Origin of the sequence: Variovorax jilinensis (genome assembly GCF_030316885.1) — a bacterium.
Lineage (GTDB): Bacteria > Pseudomonadota > Gammaproteobacteria > Burkholderiales > Burkholderiaceae_C > Variovorax > Variovorax jilinensis.
In genome coordinates this window covers 90,374-110,029 of record NZ_JASZYQ010000007.1, presented here as the reverse complement: position 1 = coordinate 110,029, position 19,656 = coordinate 90,374, and the positions used below count along the sequence as shown (strand labels likewise).

Below are 19,656 nucleotides of genomic sequence, written 5' to 3'. Positions count from 1 at the left end.
AAGCCAGATGGATTTCACTCTTTCATCAGAGCAGAACGAACTCGTTGAAGCTGCGCGTGTCTTCGCTAGAGACCACATCGCTCCAAACTATCGGCTGCGCGACCAACAGGGGAAGCTGCATCGACCGACACTGGAGAAGATGGGCGACTTGGGCCTGTTCGGCATCGAGTTGCCGGAAGATGTTGGCGGGCTTGGACAGAATTGCCTCACAGCCGGGCTTGTGGTGGAGGCCTTGTGCGGCGACGACCTGAACATCGGCTACATCACCATCACGGCCTCGCTACTGGGCCAGATTCTTAACGCCTTCGGCGAAAGAGAAGTCGTCAAGCCCTGGATCGAGGGGATGCTGCGGGGCAAGCTGATCCCTGCGATCGCCTTGACCGAGCCAGGCGGTGGTTCCGATGCCGCCAACCTCAAGCTGAAGGCACGTCGCGAAGGCGATTCGTACGTGATCGACGGGGAGAAAACATCGATAAGTATGGCTTCGCAGGCCGATTTCGCGGTCGTATTCGCGCGGACGGGAACGACGGAATCGCGCGCCAAGGGCATCAGTTCATTCCTCATTCCTCTCGACACGAAAGGAATCACTCGAACCGAATTCGACGATCACGGGACTCGCAGCGTTGGCCGCGGTTCGCTCTTTTTCGATGGCGTACGGATTCCTGCAGAGTATCGATTGGGCGAAGAAAACAACGCCTTCTCGCAGGTCATGGCCGGCTTCGACTACAGCCGCGCCTTGCTCGGAATTCTTTGCCTGGGAGTAGCGCGGCTCTCGCTCGATGCCGCATGGCGATACACACGCGAGCGCTTCACCTTCGGCAAGGCATTGAGCGAATACCAGGGCGTGACCTTTCCGCTGGCCGAGGCCGAGACGCACTGGACCGGTGCACGCTTGCTCTGTCTGCAGACGCTCTGGATGAAAGATCAGGGCATCCCACACACCGCCGAGGCGGCCATGTGCAAGTGGTGGGGACCGAAGCTCGCCTACGACATTGTCAACACCTGCCTGCTGACCCATGGTCACGGCGGCTACTCGAAGGAAATGCCGTTCGAACAGCGCCTGCGAGACCTGCTCGGCCTGCAGATTGGCGATGGTACTGCGCAGATCATGAAGATGGTCATTGCACGCCAGAAGTGCCGCGACTGAATCACCGGAACCACCATGACATACGAATCGTTCAAGCTCAATATCCAGGACGGAATTGCTCACGTCACCTTCAATCAGCCCGAGCGCGGCAACCCCATGGACCTGCGCTTCAACACTGAGCTGAGCCGCATTGCAACCGAATGCGATGAGGACCCTTCGGTGCGCTGTGTACTTATCGACGCCGCCGGCAAGTACTTTGGCGTGGGCGCCGACCTCAAGACCATGAACCGCGACCGTGCAGCGCTGCAGATTTTCATCAAGAACGCGACTGTAGGGTTGCATTCCGCGCTGTCGCGACTCGCGCGAATGAATGCCCCTGTTGTCGTATCGGTTCATTCGCTGGCCGTCGGTGGCTTCGTTGCGATGTGTGCGGCGGCGGACTTTTGCATTGCGGCCCGCTCCGCGAACTTCTATGCCGCCTACACCGGCATCGGCTTGCTGCCTGACGGCGGCGGGACAACGTTCATTCCAAGGCGCGTCGGCATCCGTCGCGCCGCCGAATTCTTCATGCGCAACCAGACTTGGAGTGCCGAGCAGGCGTTGGAGGCCGGCCTGATCAGTCATGTGGTCGATGATGCCGCGCTTCACGACGAGGCCTGGGCGCTGGCCCGTGAGTTGGCCGCGGGACCTACCGTGGCATTCGGCGAGATCAAGAACTTGTTGCTGTCGACATGGTCACAGCCGATTGAGTCGCAGATGGAGCAGGAGGCGCGTGCCATGACTCGTGTCACGCGCACCGAGGATGGCTGGAACGGCATTTGCGATGTCGCCGCCCGCCGCAAGCCGAACTTTGTGGGTCGCTGAACGATCGCCATGGGGGAAACCAGCATGAGGATGGCGACGCCAGTCCAGGACCCGACAACGCTGTGGGCGTCCTTCGCGCGCAGAGCCGCGCTCGCTGCGGATCGGCCGGCGCTCACCTTCGAAGGAAGAACCTGGACATACGCGGCAATGGCATTGGCCGCCGAGCGTTTCGCCGCCATGCTGTACGAGCTGGGCGTTCGCAAGGGCGATCGCGTCGGGTTCCTCGGGTTCAATCGCCCCGAATGCCTGTTCGGGCTGCTGGCGGCAGGCTCATTGGGCGCAATCTTCGTCCCGTTCAACTTTCGACTGACAGCAGCGGAGCTTGGGAAACTGATCGTCGACGCGGACGTTCACACTTTGATCGTCGGAACCGAACATCTCCAGCTCATCGAGCCGATGCGTGCCGAGCTGCCATGCCGCGAGTACATCCACGCTGGCGGTCCTGCCCCGGACTGGCTGTCACTTGACGGGTTCCTGGCGCGGCCTTCCGAACCGCCGCCGCGTGCCGAGGTGCAGGCGAATGACATCGCTGCCTTGGTCTACACCTCCGGCACGACGGGTGTCCCAAAGGGCGCGATGCTGACTCACGGCAACCTCTGGGCCAACAATCTCAACTGGATTCTCTGCTATGGCATCACTGCGGAAGACAAGCTGCTCACGACCGCGCCTATGTTCCACGTTGGTGGCCTGTTCGTGCTCCTGTCGCCACTGCTGATCATGGGTGGTGAGGTCGTTTTGCATCGCGGCTTCGAGGCTGGCGCTGTAATAGCCGCCATTGAGGAGCATCGGATCACGATGACGTTCTCAGTCCCGACGATGATGTTGATGCTCAGCCAGAACGCCGATTTTGATGCTGCTGACCTGTCCAGCCTGCGCCTGCTGATTGTGGGTGGGGCACCAAGCCCGGAATCGCTGCTACGCCTCTACGCGAGCCGTCACATCGCTGTCAGCCATACCTACGGCATGAGCGAAGTCGTCTCGCTGTGCACCTTTCTCGAGACTGCGTCGGCGATGGACCGACTGAACTCCGCCGGCCGTGCAGTGCCCCTCTCCGAGGTAAAGCTGATTGCGGCCGACGGGAAGACGATTCATCAAGCCGGGATCAAGGGCGAGATCTGTGTCCGCGGCGCGACAGTCATGGCTGGCTACTGGCGTCGTCCTGAGGCCACTGCGGCTGCCCTTGGGAGCGACGGCTGGTTCCGCACGGGCGACGTGGGGAGCTTGGATGACGATGGCTATCTCTATGTCAACGACCGCCTCAAGGACATGATCATCAGTGGCGGTGAGAACATCTATCCGGCCGAGATCGAGAGTGCGCTGCAGGAGCACCCGGAGATCCTTCAGGCCGCGGTAATTGGCAGGCCTGATCCTCAATGGGGCGAGCGCGTCTGCGCTGTGTTGGTACTGAAGCCAGGCGCCGCGGTCACCATCGAAACGCTGCAGGCGTTCTGCGGACCGAGGCTCGCTCGTTACAAGATTCCGAAGGAGTTGAAGGTCGCCGCTGAACTGCCGCTGAGCGGCGCCGGCAAGGTGCTCAAGCAGGTTTTGAGAGAAAGCCTCGCCTGAAGTCATGGGCCACACCTGCACACAGGCCGGAGAAGCCTTGTCGTTGAGATCGCCGCGCGGACGGTCACCAGAGGATCTCCTTCTTGCCGCCGATCGGTTTATCGCCGGCGGGATGCAGGCCGCCACCGTGGGAACAGCTCATAGGTGCCATCTGCGCCAGATGAGCAAGGAGATCAATTCATGTCAGCAGGGAGAAAAGTGAACACATTCGACATTCGCGATACGCCGACGTCGGAGTTTGTCGAGGCGCTGCGCAGGCGCTACCCGATCGAACCCGAGATCGATCGGCTCCTGACGCGAAAGATGGAACGCCGCAGCGGGCCGTCCTATTCGATGGTGAGTCTGGAAGTGTTGTCCGGCTCACTGATCGCATTGCTGAAGGACACGCTCCAGGACGACTTTGAAGTGTCTGATCAATGCTGGCTAGCCGGTGGCGCCTCCAAGCTGCAGATGCGATTCACGCTTCGCTGGAACGATCCGACCCTAGGACGGACGATTTCCGATCTGGTCGTGCGCATGGAGCCGTCGGAGTCGATCAATGCATCGAGCCGCCTGCGCGAGTTCGAGTTGCTGCGCGCTCTAGAGGGCCTCGTGCCGGTGCCGAAGATGTATTGGGTTGACCCCGACGGCAAGTGGTTCCCAGAGCCGGCACTGATCTACGCGTTTGCGAATGGCGTTGCGAAGCCGACGTCTATTGTGAGCGGCAGCGTGACCGGTATCGGCACAAACTTCGGTCCACGGCTTCGGCAGATGCTGGGGCCGCAGTTCGTGGACTACCTCGCGAAGATCCACACCTTTGACCACGAAGGTGCGCATCTCGAGTCCTTCAGTCGACCCGAGATCGGGACCACGGAGAGCGCTCAACTGCAGATCAACCGCACGTTAAGGGTCTGGGAGGAGGATCGCGGCGAGGAGTTCGCGCTGATGGACGTCGCGGCCAGCTGGCTCGCGCGCAATGTGCCCACGCTGGACCGGGCCAGCGTGGTGCATGGCGACTACCGCGCCGGCAACTTCCTTTTCGACGAAGCCAGTGGCGCATTCACGGCAGTCCTCGACTGGGAACGTGCCTATATCGGAGACCGCCACCGTGACCTCGCATGGTCGACCGCCCGTGTGATCGGCCACATGGCCGAAGACGGAAAGACCTACCTGATCTGCGGACTAATGCCCCTCGAGGAGTTCTACGACCGCTACCAGGAGGCATCGGGCCTGGAGATCGATCCGGTCAAGCTGCACTTCTACGAAGTCCTCAATCGCTACCAGCAGGTGACCACAGTGCTCGGAACAGCCTATCGGGTGGTGCGCCTGGGCAAGTCGCACCAGAACATCGTCGTGGCACGGCTGCAGACTGCAGCCTACCTTCTGGCCGAGGAACTGCGCAGTGCGCTCGAGGAGGTGCTCTGATGGCCAATCATGCCGACAATGATTTCCGCGCGGCCGCTAAGGCTCTGATGGATGTCGTCGCCCCTGCGATCGACCCCCAGAACCCGCTCGCGCGGCAGCAGTTGAAGCTTGTGGTGGACTGGCTCGATTTCTACCGCAGCCGTCTGCCCTACAGCATGGATCGCGAGCGGCTCGAACTCGCGGTTCAGCTCGAGATTGCGCGCGAGGTTGTGAGGGCGGTGCCCGTCGATATGGGAACTTCACTGCAAACGGCGGTCGCCGAAGCCACAGTGGTCCACGAAAGACTGGGCCCGCGGCCGCCAGAGGTGCGGGCGGTGACCGCGCGGCTCGAAGACGAGATCAGCGTTGTGGTCCGAGGGTCCCGCGAGTTCGCCGAAGAGGCTCGGCACGACATCGAAAGGGTGGTGGTCTTGAAAACACGCCATCTGCTCGACGCGCAGCGCTCTTGGTTCCTACCTCAGAGCATTGAACCTGAACCTGACGCGATCCTGCCGCTCGATGTGGCGCTGCGAATCCGAACGACCGACTGACCCGATTGACAAGGAATTGACAAATGATTACCGCACAAGATCTCGAATACCACACGCCGGCCGACGCCGGCTACACCTGGGCCGAGACCTACTTCTTCCCGATCGCGCTGCCCGAAGAGCATCTGCTTGTCACGGTCTACGTTGTTGTGCGTCCCGGCATCGGTGTGATGGTGAACGACGTCACGGTGTACGGTGCGCTGTCCGATACACGATCAGACCTTCTGTATTTTGACGTGCAGCCACATCTGCCGGCGCCCAAGCGCTGGTCCGAGATCGACTCGCCCACTGGCCTCAGGATCAAGGCCGTCAAGCCGCCGCGTGACTATCGCATCGACTATGTGGGCTACAACGACACCGAGATCCACGTCGACTGGATCGGCATGATGGATCCGTTCGACATCCACGACCCTGCCCACAGTCCGAAGGCCGCGAAGACCGTGGAGAAGCAGCATGCGGGATCGGGCCTGGGGGCGGCTTGGGGCGGCCACTTCGACATGACAGGGCGTGTCACCGGCACGGTAAAGATCCGTGGAAAGGAGTTCAAGGTCGATTGTGTCGAGCGCATGGACCACAGTTGGGGCCACCGCAATCCAGTCACAATGAACGCGCAGAACTCGATCTCCGCGGCGTTTGACGACGACCTTGCCTTCCACATCATCACGTTGCTGGACATGGATGCGCCCAACGGCAAGGACCACACGCTCGCCCACGGATACGTCCTCGACAAGGGAGAGGTCTACGGCGTCACCGATTTGGAGCTGACCAACACTCGGCTGGGCGTCGCCGTCGTTGGCATGGACATGAAGGTCACCGATGTGCGCGGCAAGGTATTCCACATGCACGCGGTGGCCGATGTGGGTGCGCCCTGGAATGCCTACGCGGCGACCGTGACTTTCACGGCTCAGATGAAGTGGCTTCTCGACGGGCGCCAAGGCTATGGCTGCGTCATGGAGACGATGGGCATTCCAGGCATGTCCGTGCGCCGCGGACGCTGGTTTACGGATCCTCAGCCGGCGATCGCCGCGGGCTGATCTCTTACCAATCATCGCGAGGAGTTCATAAATGCAGGCTACGCAGATCCTAAAGCAAGCTGTGATGGAGCAGCCCGACCGCCCCGGAACAATCTATCGTGACAGACGCCGCACGTGGCGCGAGATCGGCGACCGCGTCCCGCGTATGGCTGCCGCACTGCGCCAGCTTGGTGTAGAGCCTGGCCAGTGCGTCGCCGCGTTGGCAATGAATTCGGACCGCTATCTCGAGCTTTTCTTTGCGATTCCCTGGTGCGGCGCGGCGTTTGCCCCGCTGAATGTTCGCTGGTCAGTCCCCGAGAACAGTTTCGCTCTGCGCGATTCCGGCGCCCTCGTCATGTTCGTCGACGATGCCTTTCTCGAACAAGCAAAGGAATTGCAGATCGGATCCGATCTGCAACTGATCTACATCGGGGAGGAAGCAACGCCAGACGGGATGTTGAGCTACGAGCAACTGATCGCCGACCATCAGCCGATTCAAGACGCAGATCGCAAGAACGACGATCTCTACATTGTGCTGTACACGTCGGGTACGACGCTTCAATCCAAGGGCGTCGCTCTGTCACACCGCAATGTGGTTTATGTGTCTGTGTGCTTCCTCGCCACGCTGCCCTATCGCGACGACCTGACGCACATGCATGTCGGCGGCATGTTCCACCTGTCGGGCGCCGGTCCTTCCTGGTACATCACGCTGGCCGCAGGCACGCACGTGATCCTTCCGAAGTTCGATCCAGAACCGGTGATGTCCGCGATCTCGCAGCACAAGGTGACCAATGTGGTGTTGGTGCCGACGATGATCAACATGCTGATGAATCAGCCGAACCTGAAGGACTACGACCTGAGCAGCGTGAGGACCTGTGTCTACGGCGGCTCACCGATGCCAGAGAGCATCATGAAGGCCGCAATGCGCGAGTTGCCAACCTGGGGCTTCCACCAGATCTACGGCATGACCGAAACCGCTGGGTACGCGACCGCGTTCAAATGGCGCGATCACCTGGAAGCCGTCGCCGACCATCCCGAGCGCATGAAATCTGCGGGACGTGCCGTGACGGGAATGCAGGTGCGTATTGCCCGTCCGGACGGCACGGAGGCCAAGCCGCGTGAGAACGGGGAGATCCAGATTCGCGGCGACAACGTGATGACTCGCTACTTCAACAATCCCGCGGCGTCGAAGGATGTGTTGAAGGAAGGCTGGATGCACAGCGGCGATGCCGGCTATGTTGACGAGGACGGGTTTCTCTACGTGGCCGACCGCATCAAGGACATGATCGTCACAGGGGGAGAGAACGTCTACTCCGTCGACGTCGAGCGTGCCCTCTACCAGCATCCCGCCGTGCGTGAGACTGCTGTTATCGGCATCCCGAGCGAGAAGTGGGGCGAAGCGGTGCATGCGGTGGTGGTTCTCAAGGACGGGCATGTGGCCACCGGGGATGAACTCATCGTCCACTGCAAGTCATTGATCGGCGGCTACAAGTGTCCGCGTAGCGTCGAGTTCCGTACCGAGCCGCTGCCGACCACGCCAGTCGGGAAGATCCGAAAGAACGTGCTTCGCGATGCCTACTGGACGGGTCTAAGCCGCAAGATCTGATCGCACCAATGATTTGCAGGGAAGAAGTTCAAGAGGGGACATTATGGTCAATCGGCGCACTTTCCTGATCGCACCTGCAGCGCTCTTCCCAGGCGCGCTCACGGCGACAGTTTCGATCGCCCAGCCGGCCAACAAGGCGACGAAGATGTTCGTCGGCTTCGCGCCAGGCGGTGTACTGACGCATTGGCGCGCGTTCTGGCCGAGGCGATCCGACCTGCCGTTCCGGGTGGCATCTTTGTCGAGAGCAAGCTCGGCGCTTCGGGCAGACTGGCTGTGCAGGCACCTCGAGCCTCCGATCCCGACGGCAGCGCGCTGCTGTTCACGCCTGACTTAGCGCTGACGGACTATCCGCACAGCTTCAAGAAGCTGGGGTACGACCCCATCAAGGATCTGACGCCTGTGACGGTCTACGTCCGATCCGGCTATGCCTTCTGCGCGGGTCCGGCAGTGCCCGCGTCAGTCAAGAACATGCGCGAGTATGTCGAGTGGGTCAAGGCCAACCCTCAATCGGCCTTGTATGGATCGTCGGGCGCTGGAACGACGCTGCATTTCGCCGGCATCATGCTCGAGAAGGCCACCGGCCTGATTTTGACGCACGTGCCCTACAAGGGCGGGGCACTGTCGACGGATGTGATGGGCGGGCAGATCCCTGTGAGCATCAACGCGGTTGGCGAGGCCTTGCCACACTACCACGCCGGCAAGCTCAGAGTGCTGGGCACCTTTGGCGCCGTGCGCAGCCCCTTCATGCCCGAGGTCCCCACCATGGTGGAGTCCGGCTACAAGGACGTGGTGTCCGAAGCCTGGCTCGCCGTGTTGATGCCCCCCCAAATCGCCACCGGCGCTAGTGACCCATGTCGCGGATGTCCTGAACAAGGCGACCTCGTCGCCCGAATTGCGCGAGCGCTTTGCCAAGTTCGGGATGGAACCTGCGACGAGTTCACCGAGTGCTCTAGTCGACCTGATTGTCGCCGATACCCGGCGCTGGGAGCCAATCATCAAGTCCAGCGGATTCACCGCTAACGAATGAATGGCTCGCTAGGGGCGCGCCGGCATGCCCGGCAGGCGCAGCGCCTGGTCGCCCGCTGCTTCAGGCAGCAGAGGTCCGCGCTTGAACACGCCGCTCGCGCGCATGACTACCTGTCCGTCCGCCTGGATCAGGCCCTGAGAGAAGACGAGATTGCGCGTGACCCTGAGAATTTCGGCCTGCCCCTGGACCCAACTTCCCAGGGGTGCCCCGGCCAGAAAGTCCGCTTGCAGGCTGATCGTGGGGAGGAACTGACGCGGGATGTCCGTCTGGTACTGCGCCGCAGTCGAGATCAGGATGTCCGCGAAAGTGCAAAGCATGCCACCGTGGCAGTTCTGGCCAGGGTTGACGTGTCCAAGCCCAACTCGGAAGCCCAACTCCAAGCGTTCACCGGACCAGCGCGCGAACAGCGGCCCGTTCAAGCTGGCGAAGGTACCGCCCAATTCAACGGCCTCGAACCCAGGAGGAGGTGGGAGGAGAGACGAATCCTTGCTCATGCTCGTCAAGCTGCCCTTCGAATGGAGCTCCAGGCTTCCTGCAGGGCCGTGCGGTGCTCGGGTGCGGCGATGCCGATCAGGGCCTCAGCCCGTGCATCCAACGACAAGCCGCGGAGTTCGGCTACGCCGTGTTCTGTGACCACGGCATCTGCTTGGTAGCGAGGCACCGTGCATAAGCTCTGATCTCCCAGTACTGGAACGATGCGCGAGACGGTGCCCTTGCGTGCGGTGGCACCGAGGCAGATCAGAAGCCGTCCTCCGGGCGAGGCAAGCGCACCCTGCGCGAAAGCGGGCAGCCCGCCCGATCCGGCCTGGATCATCCCGCCCACGCGTTCGCCGTTGATCTGACCGAAGAGGTCGACCTCGGCGGCCGCATTGATCGCCATGAAGCGCGGAATTGTCGCCAAGATGGCCGGATCGTGTGTCTTCGTCACGTCGGCCAAGCGAAGCGGGTCAAGGCGAGCGACGAAGTCGTGAAAGGACGCGTTGCCCAGTACCACGCCGGTCTTAATCGGTGCGTCGGGATCCATGGCGCCGGCTTCCCAAAGTGTCTGCAAGGCGCTCGACACCAGCCCGCCATGAAAGCGCAGCCCGCGATGGCCGCTCAATGCGCCTGCCAGCGCCAACGGAACGGAGCCGATGCCGAACTGGAGCGTGTCGCCGTTACGGACGAGCTCGGCGACGTGTCTACCAATCTGGGTCTCCACGCCGCCGGAGGGCGACTCGATGAACTCATTGAGAGGCGCATCTGCTTCGACGGCGGCATCCAGTTCCGAGATGTGAACGCGAAACGAACCCTGCGTGCGTGGCATGCGCGGATTGAGATGTGCCACTCGCCTCCGGGCATGGGACCAAACCAGGGGCATGAAATCGCTCGAGAGGCCTGGGCTGCACCAGCCGTCGACGTCGGGGAGGGTGAGGTGGGCAACCGCCAAGTCCATCGAGGCGGCCTGTCGGAGATGACGCGCAATGCCGAGGTAGTCCAGAGATAGCAAGTCCGCGCGGCCATTGTCGAGGCCGGCGCGTACCGAACGCGTCATGAAGAAGGCGGCCTGGCGTGCTTCGGGATGGAGGGCGAGATAGTCGGCGCGATCAATGCCTGGGAACTGTACGCCAGTAAAGACAACTCCGCGGGCGCGGTCCGGATCGGCACGCAGTTCGTCGAGGAGCAGCGACGACTCGGTGCTCAAAGTCGGCACGAAGACACGCATGCCGGGCTGCAGTGTTTCAATCAGACGGCTCATCGCGGCGAACCTTGCGCCACGCGAGCCGTGCCGGACATCAGTTCGTCGCCGGTCGCCGTGCGTGCGACGAGCTCATATCGGCCCATGGCTCCGTCGGAGCCCGTCAGCGTTGCGCTCAACACCACGATGTCGCCAAGTCGAGCGACACCGGTAAAACGCGTCTGGAGGTGTCGAAGGCCGATCGGACCGAAGGCTTTCGTGAAAAGCCGTGCCGTGAACGCCATGGTCAGCATGCCGTGCACGATAGGCCGGTCGAAGCCGGCGGCACGTGCCACATCCGTGTCGAGGTGAAGAGGGTTGTGATCCCCTGACGCTGCCGCGAACAGAGCGAGATCAACCGCGGTGACAGGACCGCAGCGAAGTTCGAGTCGCTCTGGAAAGGTCGCCACGCTCATGTCCCCTCCAGCGCATTGCGCACCAGGATCGTCTGACGGCTGTTTGCCACGGCTTGCCCCGCGCGAAAATAGTGTGTATCAACGACGATGAAGGTAAATGCGCCATTCTTCTTGTCGAAAATGTCCGCCACCTTGCGGCTGACCTCGATCTGGTCGCCAACGTACACCGGTGCCAGATGATCGAAGCTCTGCTCGGCATGGAGGACGCCGCGCAGCGGCACCCGAAGGAGCGACATCAGCTGCGCACTGCTGAAGTGGTCTCCCTCGACCGCCTTCAGGAAAGTCGGCGGCACAGGGCATGCAGGGTGGCCTGCCGCACGAGCGGCATTCGGATCGCGGTAGACCGGATCGTCCTCGCCGATGGCCTGGCAGAAGAGCTTCACCCTCCAGCCGTCGATGACCGCCATGGTGGCCTCTGTTTCAAAGCCAATGCGTGTCCGGTCGATCATGCGAACGCGCGATGCAGCGCGGGCTGAAGCCGGTTCCATGCGTCACGCGATGCCGCATCGAAAAGGGGCACGACATTGGCGCGCTCATCCCAGAGCCAATGCAGGGGACCGCCACTCCAGGCGGGTGTCACGCCTGCCAAGCAAGTTGCGACATCCAGGAATGCCAAGTCGCCGGCGCCTGAGGTGGTCGCGTATTGGACGGCTGTTCGTGCCTGGTCTTCGAGCGATGCGCCTTTCAGCTTCTGCAGTACGCTGGTGGGACCCGGTGTGCGCCACGGCAAGGCGCCGAGCCGCGGTGCTAAGGCCGCGAGTGCCATCGCAGCCGCATCGTTGGCTCCGATGATCTCCATCACCCGGCCATATGGCCCCGCGGGCGACAGAAGGCACATTGTCGGGGCGGTGCCGGCTTCCGTGTCGAGAACTGCGAGGGCCACGCGATGGCGCTCTCCTTGCAGGTCAACGATTTCGATCGTGTCTTTCGGAAGCGATCCGTTCGCCGCCTGTGTCACCTTGCCTCTAGCGAGTGCGTCGGCCCAAGACGTGCATGCGGGGCCGAGCGCGCCGATCTCGACGCGCTCAATGCCGCTACCTTTCGGCGCAGCCAATTCACGCTCGGCGCGTAGTCGCTCGAGAAACAGGGTGCGCACCATGTGGCCTGCGACCGGATTGAACATCAGTCGCAAGAACTGTGTCATCTCCACGTCCGTTGCCTCCGCAAGCGACAGCCGCGCGCCCTTGAGAACGCTGTCGACGATGGCGCTATACGCGGGATAGAGATCGAAATCGGCAGCGCTCACGCCGTACCGGAGTGCGATGGCGCGCGCGCTTTCCGGGCTGTAGGGCGGCACGTCGGCCTGCGTGAGACGAGCGAACTTCGCTTTCACGTCAAACGGTTCTCCGTGCAATGCGCGTGCGACGGATCGGGCTTCGTCCAACAGTACCGCCGGCGGCAACGCGCGCGCAAAGATGCCAAGCCGCACGGCGTCAGCCGGAGGAATCGAACGTCCGCTCAGCAACATATCGAGCGCCGCATCAAACCCGGCCAGCCGCGGCAAACGTTGCGTTCCCCCCGCGCCCGGGAGCAGTCCCCATCGCACTTCAGGCACGCCGATTTGGGTACGGGATTCGTCCGTCACCAGACGCACGCGGCAAGCGAGCGCAAGCTCGAGACCGCCGCCGAGCGCGATGCCGTTTACGGCTGCCACCCACGGTTTGTCGGACTGCTCGAGCCGGACGAACTGACGTCCGAGGCGGCCGCACATCGAGAATAACTCGTCGTGCGTGCCGGTCTTCGCGCTGTCGGTGTAGCCACGCACCATCACGAGATCGGCACCCGCCAGAAAAGTAGACTTGCCCGAGGTCAGCACCACGCTGCGGATGGCCGCGTCGCTGTCAACGCGGTCCATCAGCGCATCGAGCGCGTCCATCAGTTCCGCCGAGAACACGTTCATCGTGCGACCCGGCATGTCGATGGTAGCGACAAGCACGCCATCGGACTCAAGGGTCGTGTGGATCAGCGTCTCCAAGTTGTCTGCTCCAGCCAGCGCCGCTCAGCTTGCGTATTTCTTGAAGTCAGCCTTGCGGCGCTCATTGAAGGCACGCACGCCTTCCTTCGACTCCTCGGTCTGGTAGTAGTGCTTGACAGTCTGGATACCAAGGAAGCCGATACCGCGAATGTTCTCGCTGTCGGCGTTGAACGAGCGCTTTGCGATCGCGAGCGCCGTCGGGCTCATTTCGTTAATTTCCTTGCACCATTGAGCGACTTCGGCGTCAAGCTGGTCGTGTGGCACCACCTTGTTCACTAGGCCCATCCTTTCTGCCTCGGCGGCGCTGTACTTGCGGCACAGGAACCAGATCTCGCGTGCCTTTTTCTCGCCCACGATGCGCGCGAGATACGCGGTGCCCCAGCCGGGATCGACAGAGCCGACTTTCGGGCCAACCTGGCCGAAGGTCGCCTTTTCACTGGCGATGGTGAGATCGCACAGGGTGGCGAATACATTGCCGCCGCCAATCGCGAATCCTTGCACCTTGGCGATTGAAACCTTGCGGAGGTCGCGCAGGGCCGTTTGCATCTCCTCTATCGGCATGCCGACCGTACCGCGCGGACCGTAGAGCCCGTCCTCGCTCAGATGGACCTTCTGGTCGCCTCCGGTGCAGAAGGCCTTGTCGCCGGCGCCCGAAAGCACCATCACATTCGCGCTCTTTTCCTCATCGGCGCGGCGCAGCCCGTCGATCAGCTCTTCCAGCGTCTGGTTGCGGAAGGCGTTGTAGACGTCGGGGCGGTTGATCGTGATGTTCACGACGCCGTCGCGCACTTCGTAAAGAATGTCCTTGTATTCCTTGCTCATCTTTCTGCTCCTGTTATCCATGCATGCTGAGGCCGCCCGAGACGCTGATCGTCTGGCCGGTGATGAAGGCGGCGTCGTCGCTTGCCAGGAAGGCCACGATTCCCGGGTAGTCGTCGGGCACGCCGATGCGGCCGAGCGGCACGCCGCGCACCATCGCGTCCCGGATCTTCTGTCCCTGCTCGCCGGTGCCGACGAAGGCGTCCATGGCAGGTGTGTCGGTTGGGCCAGGGCACACCGTGTTGATCGTCACGTTGCTGCGTGCGACCTCGCGGGCCAGCGCCTTTGAGAAGGCAATGGTCGCACCCTTGCATCCCGAATAGACGACCTCGCCAGACGAGCCCACGCGGCCGGCGTCTGAAGCAATGTTGACCACGCGGCCGTTCTTGCGCTCGGCCATCCCCTTGGCGACCGCATGCGTCATATGCAGCGGTCCGAACCAGTTGATCGCAGTGACTTTCTTCCAGAAGGCCTCTTCAGTCTTCAGAAAAGGCATGGGCGTGTCCCAACCCGCGTTGTTCACAAGGATGTCCGTGCCGGCCCCGACCTCGCTTTCGAAGCTCGCGACCGCGGAGGCTACCGCAGCGTAGTCGGTGATGTCGCAGGCCACTGCGAACGCCTTGCCGTCCGCCGCCTCGATTGCCTTAACGGTCTCGGCGGCGCCCGTCGGATTGATGTCGAACACGCCTACGATTGCGCCCTCGGCACCCAGTCGCAGCGCGATGGCGCGGCCGATGCCGCTCCCGGCGCCAGTCACGATGGCATTCTTGCCTTTCAGTCCTCGCATGAGAAGTCTCCAGTTGAAAATTGGGAAGGAAATTCGGTGAGGCGGCGTGCTCAGGCGCCCGCGCGGCCGATGATTGCGACCGCACTGACGTTCTGGTGCGGATGGCCGCCGAGGTTTTGCGTCAGGCCCCGGTCGACGTTTTTGAGTTGGCGCTCGCCTGCCCGGCCGTGTAGTTGCTGGTAGACCTCGTAGACCATGCGCAGGCCCGAAGCACCGATTGGATGCCCAAAGCACTTCAGACCGCCGTCGGGAACAATAGGCAACGCTCCGTCGAGATCAAAGACACCGTCGAGCACATCGTGAATCACCCGGCCGGGAGCGCTGAAGCCGAGATCCTCCATCAGCACTGCCTCGGTGATCGAGAAGCAGTCGTGCACCTCGGCCATCTGGATCTGGCTGCGCGGTTCGTTGATACCGGCTGCGCGGTAGGCGCGCTCGGCGGCCGTCTTAGCGGTCGCAATGTTCGCTCCATCCCAATTGTTGAAGCTCGCTTCCTCGCCATTGCTGACTGAGATCTCTAGCGCCTTCACCGTCACGATTTCGGCATTCGCCTTGAGGGCAAGGGCGATTTCGGGCGTCGTTAGGATCGCACAGGCCGCGCCATCGCTCACACCGCTGCAGTCGTAGAGCCCGAGAGGCGCCGCGATTGTCATCGCCTTGAGAACGTCTTCTTCGGTGATCTTGTTGCGGAGATGCGCTTTCGGATTCAGCGAGGCATTGGAATGGCTCTTGATCGAGATATGAGCCATAGCCCGACGCAGGTCGGCCATCGCGATGCCATGCTTGGCGCCATAGGCCGAAGCCAGCTGGGCGAAGGCGCCCGGGGCGGTCGAGTTCGGCAGCCACAGATCATTGGCAACGCCACGAGTACGTGCCGGCAGTCCGCCGTAGCCGGTGTCCTTGAGCTTCTCAACACCAAGCGCCAGGACGATGTCGTAGGCGCCGGCGGCGATGGCATACGCTGCACCGCGCAGTGCCTCGGTGCCGGTAGCGCATGCATTCTCGACCCGAGTAGCTGCAATGCGCGGAAGTCGAAGCGCCTGCGCCAGTGGCCCAGCGGTCTTTCCGACGTTGTTTTCCTCGAGGCAGACGCCAAACCAGGCTGCCTCAATCTGACCAGCTTCGATGCCAGCATCGGCTATCGCCTCGTTGAAAGCTTCGAGCATGAGGTCCTCCGGACCACAGTCCCAGCGTTCGCCGAAGCGAGTGCAACCCATGCCTAGGATGGCGACCTTGTCGCGAATACCGCTGGCCATTTACTTGCTCCCCATAGAGGACGGCGCGCTGGAGATGGCGGCCCGGGTGGGCGTTGCCTTCCAGAAATAGCGCCGGAATCCTCGGTTGCGATCGAACTCCTTCACGCGGTAGACCATGCGCAGTGGCACGCCGACCGCGAGTTCGCCGACATCGGTGTCCGTGAATTCCATCAGCACGCGACCACCGCCCTCGAAGTCAATGTGGCCGAACTGAAACGGTGGATCGGGCGTGTATCCCAAGAAATCGGTCGTGTGAGACATCACGCGTGCAGGCACTTCGGCGAGGCTGGTCGGCTGCTGCGTGTCCTGCGCATGGCATGCTGGGTTGACGCACAGACGTGAACGCGGGAACTGAACGGTGTCGCAGCGCGTACAGCGACCCCCCTCGAAGCGTTCGGTGCGCGCGTGATCGCGCCAAGCCGCGGTGAGAGCCGTCTTGTTGTCCATCTCTGCGCGCATGCCCCAAGCCAGATCGAGCTGGCCGGTGAACGACAAGTATTTCAGATAGCTGGTCTCGGACTTTCCCGCATCGGGTATGGCGCCCGGGCAGGGCGCCGCCGTGCGCTTGAGAAGCAGAACGTCGCAGCCGCTGCCGAAGGCCGCAACAAGGATTAGTGCGCCGGGCTCGGCCGCGCGGACCGCCATATCGAGCATAGCCAGTGGTTGCGCGCAGCCGAGATCGCCTACTGTGTCGGAAGCGGTGGCAACGAGCGCTGTCGCCGCGATGCCTACCCGTTTGGCGACCGCCTCGTTGATGCGTGAGATCGGCGCTGGTAGCGCGAAGTACTTGACGTCCGATGGGCCAACGCCTGCGTCGGCCAGACAGTGCCCGATGGTGTCGGTGGCGAGCTTCATGTACCCTTCGTCGCGAATCCAACGCTCTTCCCAACCATAGACATACGGCTCGCCCGACTGCCGGAAGTGATCGATCAGATCGGCATGCAGGGTGCGCGCCGCGACGAAGGTGGCGATCGCCCGGCCCGGGCCGACCGAGGCCACGGCCGCGCCATCGCCGAAGATCAGCTCCTGCGGGCTCGCCGGCTTCGCCGTCCGGCGCTCGGCGGCGACGACGATGCGTGTTGTCTCCGTCACAGGATGACGCATTGCCGATGCCAGTTCGGTCAATGCCGAGCGAGCGCTCGAGGCGACGTCCCGTGTGACAGTAGCCGAGTCGAGGCCAACCGCGGCAGCGACGATCCCGGCATTCAGCCGATCTGCGAAGGGAAGGGTGGTGGAGGCGAGGGTCAGTTCCGCCGCGCCGGACGCCGGCGCCGCAATGAGGAGAGCGCGGGCGGCATCGACCGCCATGGTCACCACGTCCTCGTCCCAGTTCGCCATGGCGCGCTGGCCTTTGGCCAGTGACTTGAGGCTGGGCGCCATCCACCGATGCTGGGCGGCCACTTCGGCGCGTTCCAGCCGCAGGCGGGGCACGTAGCGAGTGGTGGCCAGCAGGCCGAACTGAGCGTCGGATTCGTTCATGGATTTTCGCGTGGTCACCAGCGACGGCTGTACATCATCATGTGGTGCATGGTACGCTAGTGCACGATATTTTTGCAAGCCGCAAAGTTGAGGTTGAGCAGGGGTTTACCCTCGACGGCGGAATCCAAGGAGACCTGAATTGAGCAGACTTCTCGAAGGTAAAGTGGCGCTGATCACAGGCGGCGGCCGGGGCCTCGGGCGAAGCATCGCGCTGGCTATGGCAGCTGCGGGAGCCAAAGTCGTCGTTAACGACCTGGGGGCTTCATTGGACGGTATACCGGACAACGAGCAACCTGCGAACGAGGTCGTCTCGTCGATCAAGGCGATTGGGGGCGACGCCATTGCTGATGGCGGCTCGGTATCGGATTGGGGTGCGGCGAACGGGATGGTCGAGGCGGCAGTCAACGCGTTCGGCCGCATCGACATCGTGGTCAACAACGCCGGGATCCTGCGCGATGTGATGTTCCACCGCATGAGCGAGCCAGAGTTCGACCAGGTATTGGCCGTGCATTTGAAGGGGAGCTTCAACGTCAGCCGAGCCGCGGCGTCGCATTTCAAGCAGCAGGGCAGCGGCGTGTATGTGCACATGACCTCGACTTCCGGCCTTGTCGGAAATTTCGGTCAGGCCAACTACAGCGCGGCCAAGCTCGGCATTGTCGGCCTGTCCAAGTCGATTGCACTCGACATGCAAAAGTTCGGCGTGCGTTCGAATGCCGTCGCTCCCTTTGCATGGACACGTATGATTGATTCGATCCCGAGCGAGACACCGGAGCAGAAGAAGCGGGTCGAAGGGCTCAAGAAACTGGTGCCTGAACGCGTCGCTCCTTTCGTGGTCGGTTTGTGCGCCGATGAGGCGCAGGACGTGACCGGGCAGATATTCGGCGTGCGCAACAACGAGATCTATCTGTTCAGCCAACCGCGTCCGATTCGCAGCGCGCACTGCGGAGAGGGGTGGACGCCCGAAGGTGTGATCGAGACAGCCTTGCCGATGCTGCGCGCCAGCTTCTTCCCGCTCGAACGTTCGGGCGACGTATTCACCTGGGATCCCGTTTGACAATCAAGGAAACTCGCATGTCCACACAACGCAAAGTCATCATCACCTGCGCCGTGACCGGCGCGATCCACACGCCTTCGATGTCGCCATACCTGCCGGTCACGGCGCAGGAGATAGCGGATGCAGCGGTGGGTGCGGTAGAGGCAGGCGCGGCGATCATTCATTTGCATGCGCGCGATCCCGTCACGGGCAAACCCGACCAGCGGCCCGAAGCCTTCGTCCCCTTCCTGAAGGACATCAAGGCGCGCTCCGACGCGGTCATCAACCTCACGACCGGCGGCTCGCCATACATGACAGTGCAGGAGCGCATGCAGCCGGCCAAGGTGCTTAAGCCCGAGGTCGCATCCATGAACATGGGCACGATGAACTTCGGCCTATTCCCGATGCTCCAGCGCTTCAAGGAGTTCAAGTTCGAGTGGGAGCGACCCTACCTCGAAGGCAGCAAGGACCTGATCTTCCGCAACACGTACGGCGACCTGGAGACTGTCCTGACTGAATTGTCGGTCAACGACACCCGCTACGAATTCGAATGCTACGACACTTCGCATCTCTACAACCTTGCACACTTCGTCGATCGCGGTCTGGTCAAGGCGCCATTCTTCGTACAGACGGTGTTCGGCATCCTCGGCGGCATCGGTAGCCATCCGGAGGACGTGATGCACATGAAGCGCACAGCAGATCGCCTCTTTGGCGCCGACTACCGTTGGTCGGTGCTTGGGGCCGGACGCAGCCAGATGCCGATCGCAGCGATGTCAGCGTCCATGGGTGGTAACGTGCGTGTCGGCCTCGAAGACAGCCTCTGGATCGGTGCCGGAAAGCTCGCCGAATCGAATGCGCAACAAGTGCGTAAAGCACGTGAGATCATTGAGGGGCTGGGGCTGGCGGTCGCGACTCCTGCGGAGGCGCGCGAGATTCTTGCGCTCAAGGGCAAAGATGCCGTCGCCTTCTAGCGAAGGCTCAGGGTTTGGGGCGGCTAGACTCACGCTGGTGCCAAGATCTGCAACCTCGGATTGCAGCCGGCTGTCGCGTTCCGGACCATGTGTTTCGAAGTCAGTCGCT

At 62.4% G+C, this 19,656-nt stretch carries 19 protein-coding genes and 1 pseudogene; 11 read left to right on the top strand and 9 right to left on the bottom strand.

The features are described from left to right. Positions 1-7 precede the first annotated feature (7 nt). The 9 genes and pseudogenes from QTH87_RS22015 (at position 8) to QTH87_RS26215 (ending at position 9,094) form a co-directional block, all read left to right on the top strand. Entirely contained in the window at positions 8-1,147 is a 1,140-nt protein-coding gene (locus QTH87_RS22015) for an acyl-CoA dehydrogenase family protein (RefSeq protein WP_286612203.1), read from the top strand. 15 nt (positions 1,148-1,162) lie between these two features. Then, on the top strand, positions 1,163-1,951 hold the full coding sequence (locus QTH87_RS22010; RefSeq protein WP_286612202.1) for an enoyl-CoA hydratase/isomerase family protein: 789 nt from the start codon (positions 1,163-1,165) through the stop codon (positions 1,949-1,951). A 9-nt stretch (positions 1,952-1,960) separates the two neighbouring features. Beyond that, the gene (locus QTH87_RS22005; protein ID WP_353506161.1) at positions 1,961-3,517 is read left to right on the top strand and encodes an acyl-CoA synthetase; all 1,557 of its coding nucleotides are present in this window, start codon (positions 1,961-1,963) and stop codon (positions 3,515-3,517) included. 198 nt (positions 3,518-3,715) lie between these two features. Next, entirely contained in the window at positions 3,716-4,921 is a 1,206-nt protein-coding gene (locus QTH87_RS22000; RefSeq protein WP_286612200.1) for a phosphotransferase family protein, read from the top strand. Beyond that, positions 4,921-5,451: a hypothetical protein gene (locus QTH87_RS21995; RefSeq protein WP_286612199.1), complete on the top strand. Its 531-nt coding sequence runs from the start codon at positions 4,921-4,923 to the stop codon at positions 5,449-5,451. Before QTH87_RS22000 ends, QTH87_RS21995 begins: the two co-directional genes overlap by 1 nt. Positions 5,452-5,474: 23 nt before the next feature. Further along, the gene (locus QTH87_RS21990) at positions 5,475-6,482 is read left to right on the top strand and encodes a DUF7064 domain-containing protein (protein WP_286612198.1); all 1,008 of its coding nucleotides are present in this window, start codon (positions 5,475-5,477) and stop codon (positions 6,480-6,482) included. 31 nt (positions 6,483-6,513) lie between these two features. Next, positions 6,514-8,067: an acyl-CoA synthetase gene (locus QTH87_RS21985; RefSeq protein ID WP_286612197.1), complete on the top strand. Its 1,554-nt coding sequence runs from the start codon at positions 6,514-6,516 to the stop codon at positions 8,065-8,067. 183 nt (positions 8,068-8,250) lie between these two features. Then, positions 8,251-8,883: pseudogene (locus QTH87_RS21980) on the top strand (tripartite tricarboxylate transporter substrate-binding protein); the annotation flags it as partial. A gap of 28 nt (positions 8,884-8,911) precedes the next feature. Next, entirely contained in the window at positions 8,912-9,094 is a 183-nt protein-coding gene (locus QTH87_RS26215) for a tripartite tricarboxylate transporter substrate-binding protein (RefSeq protein ID WP_353506160.1), read from the top strand. Between the two features lie 8 nt (positions 9,095-9,102). Here the strand turns inward: QTH87_RS26215 and QTH87_RS21975 are convergent, their stop codons facing one another. Genes QTH87_RS21975 through QTH87_RS21935 form a run of 9 tightly spaced genes read right to left on the bottom strand, consistent with a single transcriptional unit; the run spans position 9,103 to position 17,543 of the window. Then, positions 9,103-9,588, bottom strand: a complete 486-nt coding sequence (locus tag QTH87_RS21975) for a PaaI family thioesterase (protein ID WP_286612195.1) — start codon at positions 9,586-9,588, stop codon at positions 9,103-9,105. Between the two features lie 5 nt (positions 9,589-9,593). Continuing rightward, entirely contained in the window at positions 9,594-10,832 is a 1,239-nt protein-coding gene (locus QTH87_RS21970; RefSeq protein ID WP_286612194.1) for an acetyl-CoA hydrolase/transferase family protein, read from the bottom strand. Continuing rightward, positions 10,829-11,227: a MaoC family dehydratase gene (locus tag QTH87_RS21965; RefSeq protein ID WP_286612193.1), complete on the bottom strand. Its 399-nt coding sequence runs from the start codon at positions 11,225-11,227 to the stop codon at positions 10,829-10,831. Before QTH87_RS21965 ends, QTH87_RS21970 begins: the two co-directional genes overlap by 4 nt. Next, positions 11,224-11,676, bottom strand: a complete 453-nt coding sequence (locus QTH87_RS21960; RefSeq protein ID WP_286612192.1) for a MaoC family dehydratase N-terminal domain-containing protein — start codon at positions 11,674-11,676, stop codon at positions 11,224-11,226. The genes QTH87_RS21965 and QTH87_RS21960 overlap by 4 nt, the downstream gene beginning before the upstream one ends. Next, positions 11,673-13,202, bottom strand: a complete 1,530-nt coding sequence (locus QTH87_RS21955) for an enoyl-CoA hydratase-related protein (RefSeq protein WP_286612191.1) — start codon at positions 13,200-13,202, stop codon at positions 11,673-11,675. The genes QTH87_RS21960 and QTH87_RS21955 overlap by 4 nt, the downstream gene beginning before the upstream one ends. A gap of 24 nt (positions 13,203-13,226) precedes the next feature. Then, the gene (locus QTH87_RS21950; RefSeq protein ID WP_286612190.1) at positions 13,227-14,024 is read right to left on the bottom strand and encodes an enoyl-CoA hydratase-related protein; all 798 of its coding nucleotides are present in this window, start codon (positions 14,022-14,024) and stop codon (positions 13,227-13,229) included. A gap of 13 nt (positions 14,025-14,037) precedes the next feature. Next, complete coding sequence (locus tag QTH87_RS21945; protein WP_286612189.1) at positions 14,038-14,808, bottom strand: glucose 1-dehydrogenase; 771 nt, start codon at positions 14,806-14,808, stop codon at positions 14,038-14,040. A 50-nt stretch (positions 14,809-14,858) separates the two neighbouring features. After that, positions 14,859-16,064, bottom strand: coding sequence for an acetyl-CoA acetyltransferase (locus QTH87_RS21940; RefSeq protein WP_286612188.1), 1,206 nt, complete (start codon positions 16,062-16,064; stop codon positions 14,859-14,861). Then, the gene (locus QTH87_RS21935) at positions 16,065-17,543 is read right to left on the bottom strand and encodes a 3-oxoacyl-[acyl-carrier-protein] synthase III C-terminal domain-containing protein (RefSeq protein WP_286612187.1); all 1,479 of its coding nucleotides are present in this window, start codon (positions 17,541-17,543) and stop codon (positions 16,065-16,067) included. Positions 17,544-17,682: 139 nt separating this feature from the next. Between QTH87_RS21935 and QTH87_RS21930 the strand changes: the two genes are divergently transcribed. Then, positions 17,683-18,597 (top strand): SDR family NAD(P)-dependent oxidoreductase, encoded by a 915-nt coding sequence (locus tag QTH87_RS21930; RefSeq protein WP_286612186.1) that lies wholly within the window; start codon positions 17,683-17,685, stop codon positions 18,595-18,597. A 17-nt stretch (positions 18,598-18,614) separates the two neighbouring features. Then, the gene (kce, locus tag QTH87_RS21925) at positions 18,615-19,547 is read left to right on the top strand and encodes a 3,5-dioxohexanoate:acetyl-CoA acetone transferase (RefSeq protein ID WP_286612185.1); all 933 of its coding nucleotides are present in this window, start codon (positions 18,615-18,617) and stop codon (positions 19,545-19,547) included. Positions 19,548-19,656: the final 109 nt, after the last annotated feature.

Coding starts and splice junctions, on each gene's coding strand:
- QTH87_RS21945 (WP_286612189.1), bottom strand. CDS start 14,808: ATGCGAGGACTGAAAGGCAAGAATGCCATCGTGACTGGCGCCGGGAGC.
- QTH87_RS21970 (WP_286612194.1), bottom strand. CDS start 10,832: ATGAGCCGTCTGATTGAAACACTGCAGCCCGGCATGCGTGTCTTCGTG.
- QTH87_RS21960 (WP_286612192.1), bottom strand. CDS start 11,676: ATGATCGACCGGACACGCATTGGCTTTGAAACAGAGGCCACCATGGCG.
- QTH87_RS22010 (WP_286612202.1), top strand. CDS start 1,163: ATGACATACGAATCGTTCAAGCTCAATATCCAGGACGGAATTGCTCAC.
- kce (WP_286612185.1), top strand. CDS start 18,615: ATGTCCACACAACGCAAAGTCATCATCACCTGCGCCGTGACCGGCGCG.
- QTH87_RS21990 (WP_286612198.1), top strand. CDS start 5,475: ATGATTACCGCACAAGATCTCGAATACCACACGCCGGCCGACGCCGGC.
- QTH87_RS21975 (WP_286612195.1), bottom strand. CDS start 9,588: ATGAGCAAGGATTCGTCTCTCCTCCCACCTCCTCCTGGGTTCGAGGCC.
- QTH87_RS22005 (WP_353506161.1), top strand. CDS start 1,961: ATGGGGGAAACCAGCATGAGGATGGCGACGCCAGTCCAGGACCCGACA.
- QTH87_RS21940 (WP_286612188.1), bottom strand. CDS start 16,064: ATGGCCAGCGGTATTCGCGACAAGGTCGCCATCCTAGGCATGGGTTGC.
- QTH87_RS21985 (WP_286612197.1), top strand. CDS start 6,514: ATGCAGGCTACGCAGATCCTAAAGCAAGCTGTGATGGAGCAGCCCGAC.
- QTH87_RS22015 (WP_286612203.1), top strand. CDS start 8: ATGGATTTCACTCTTTCATCAGAGCAGAACGAACTCGTTGAAGCTGCG.
- QTH87_RS21965 (WP_286612193.1), bottom strand. CDS start 11,227: ATGAGCGTGGCGACCTTTCCAGAGCGACTCGAACTTCGCTGCGGTCCT.
- QTH87_RS21935 (WP_286612187.1), bottom strand. CDS start 17,543: ATGAACGAATCCGACGCTCAGTTCGGCCTGCTGGCCACCACTCGCTAC.
- QTH87_RS21995 (WP_286612199.1), top strand. CDS start 4,921: ATGGCCAATCATGCCGACAATGATTTCCGCGCGGCCGCTAAGGCTCTG.
- QTH87_RS21950 (WP_286612190.1), bottom strand. CDS start 14,024: ATGAGCAAGGAATACAAGGACATTCTTTACGAAGTGCGCGACGGCGTC.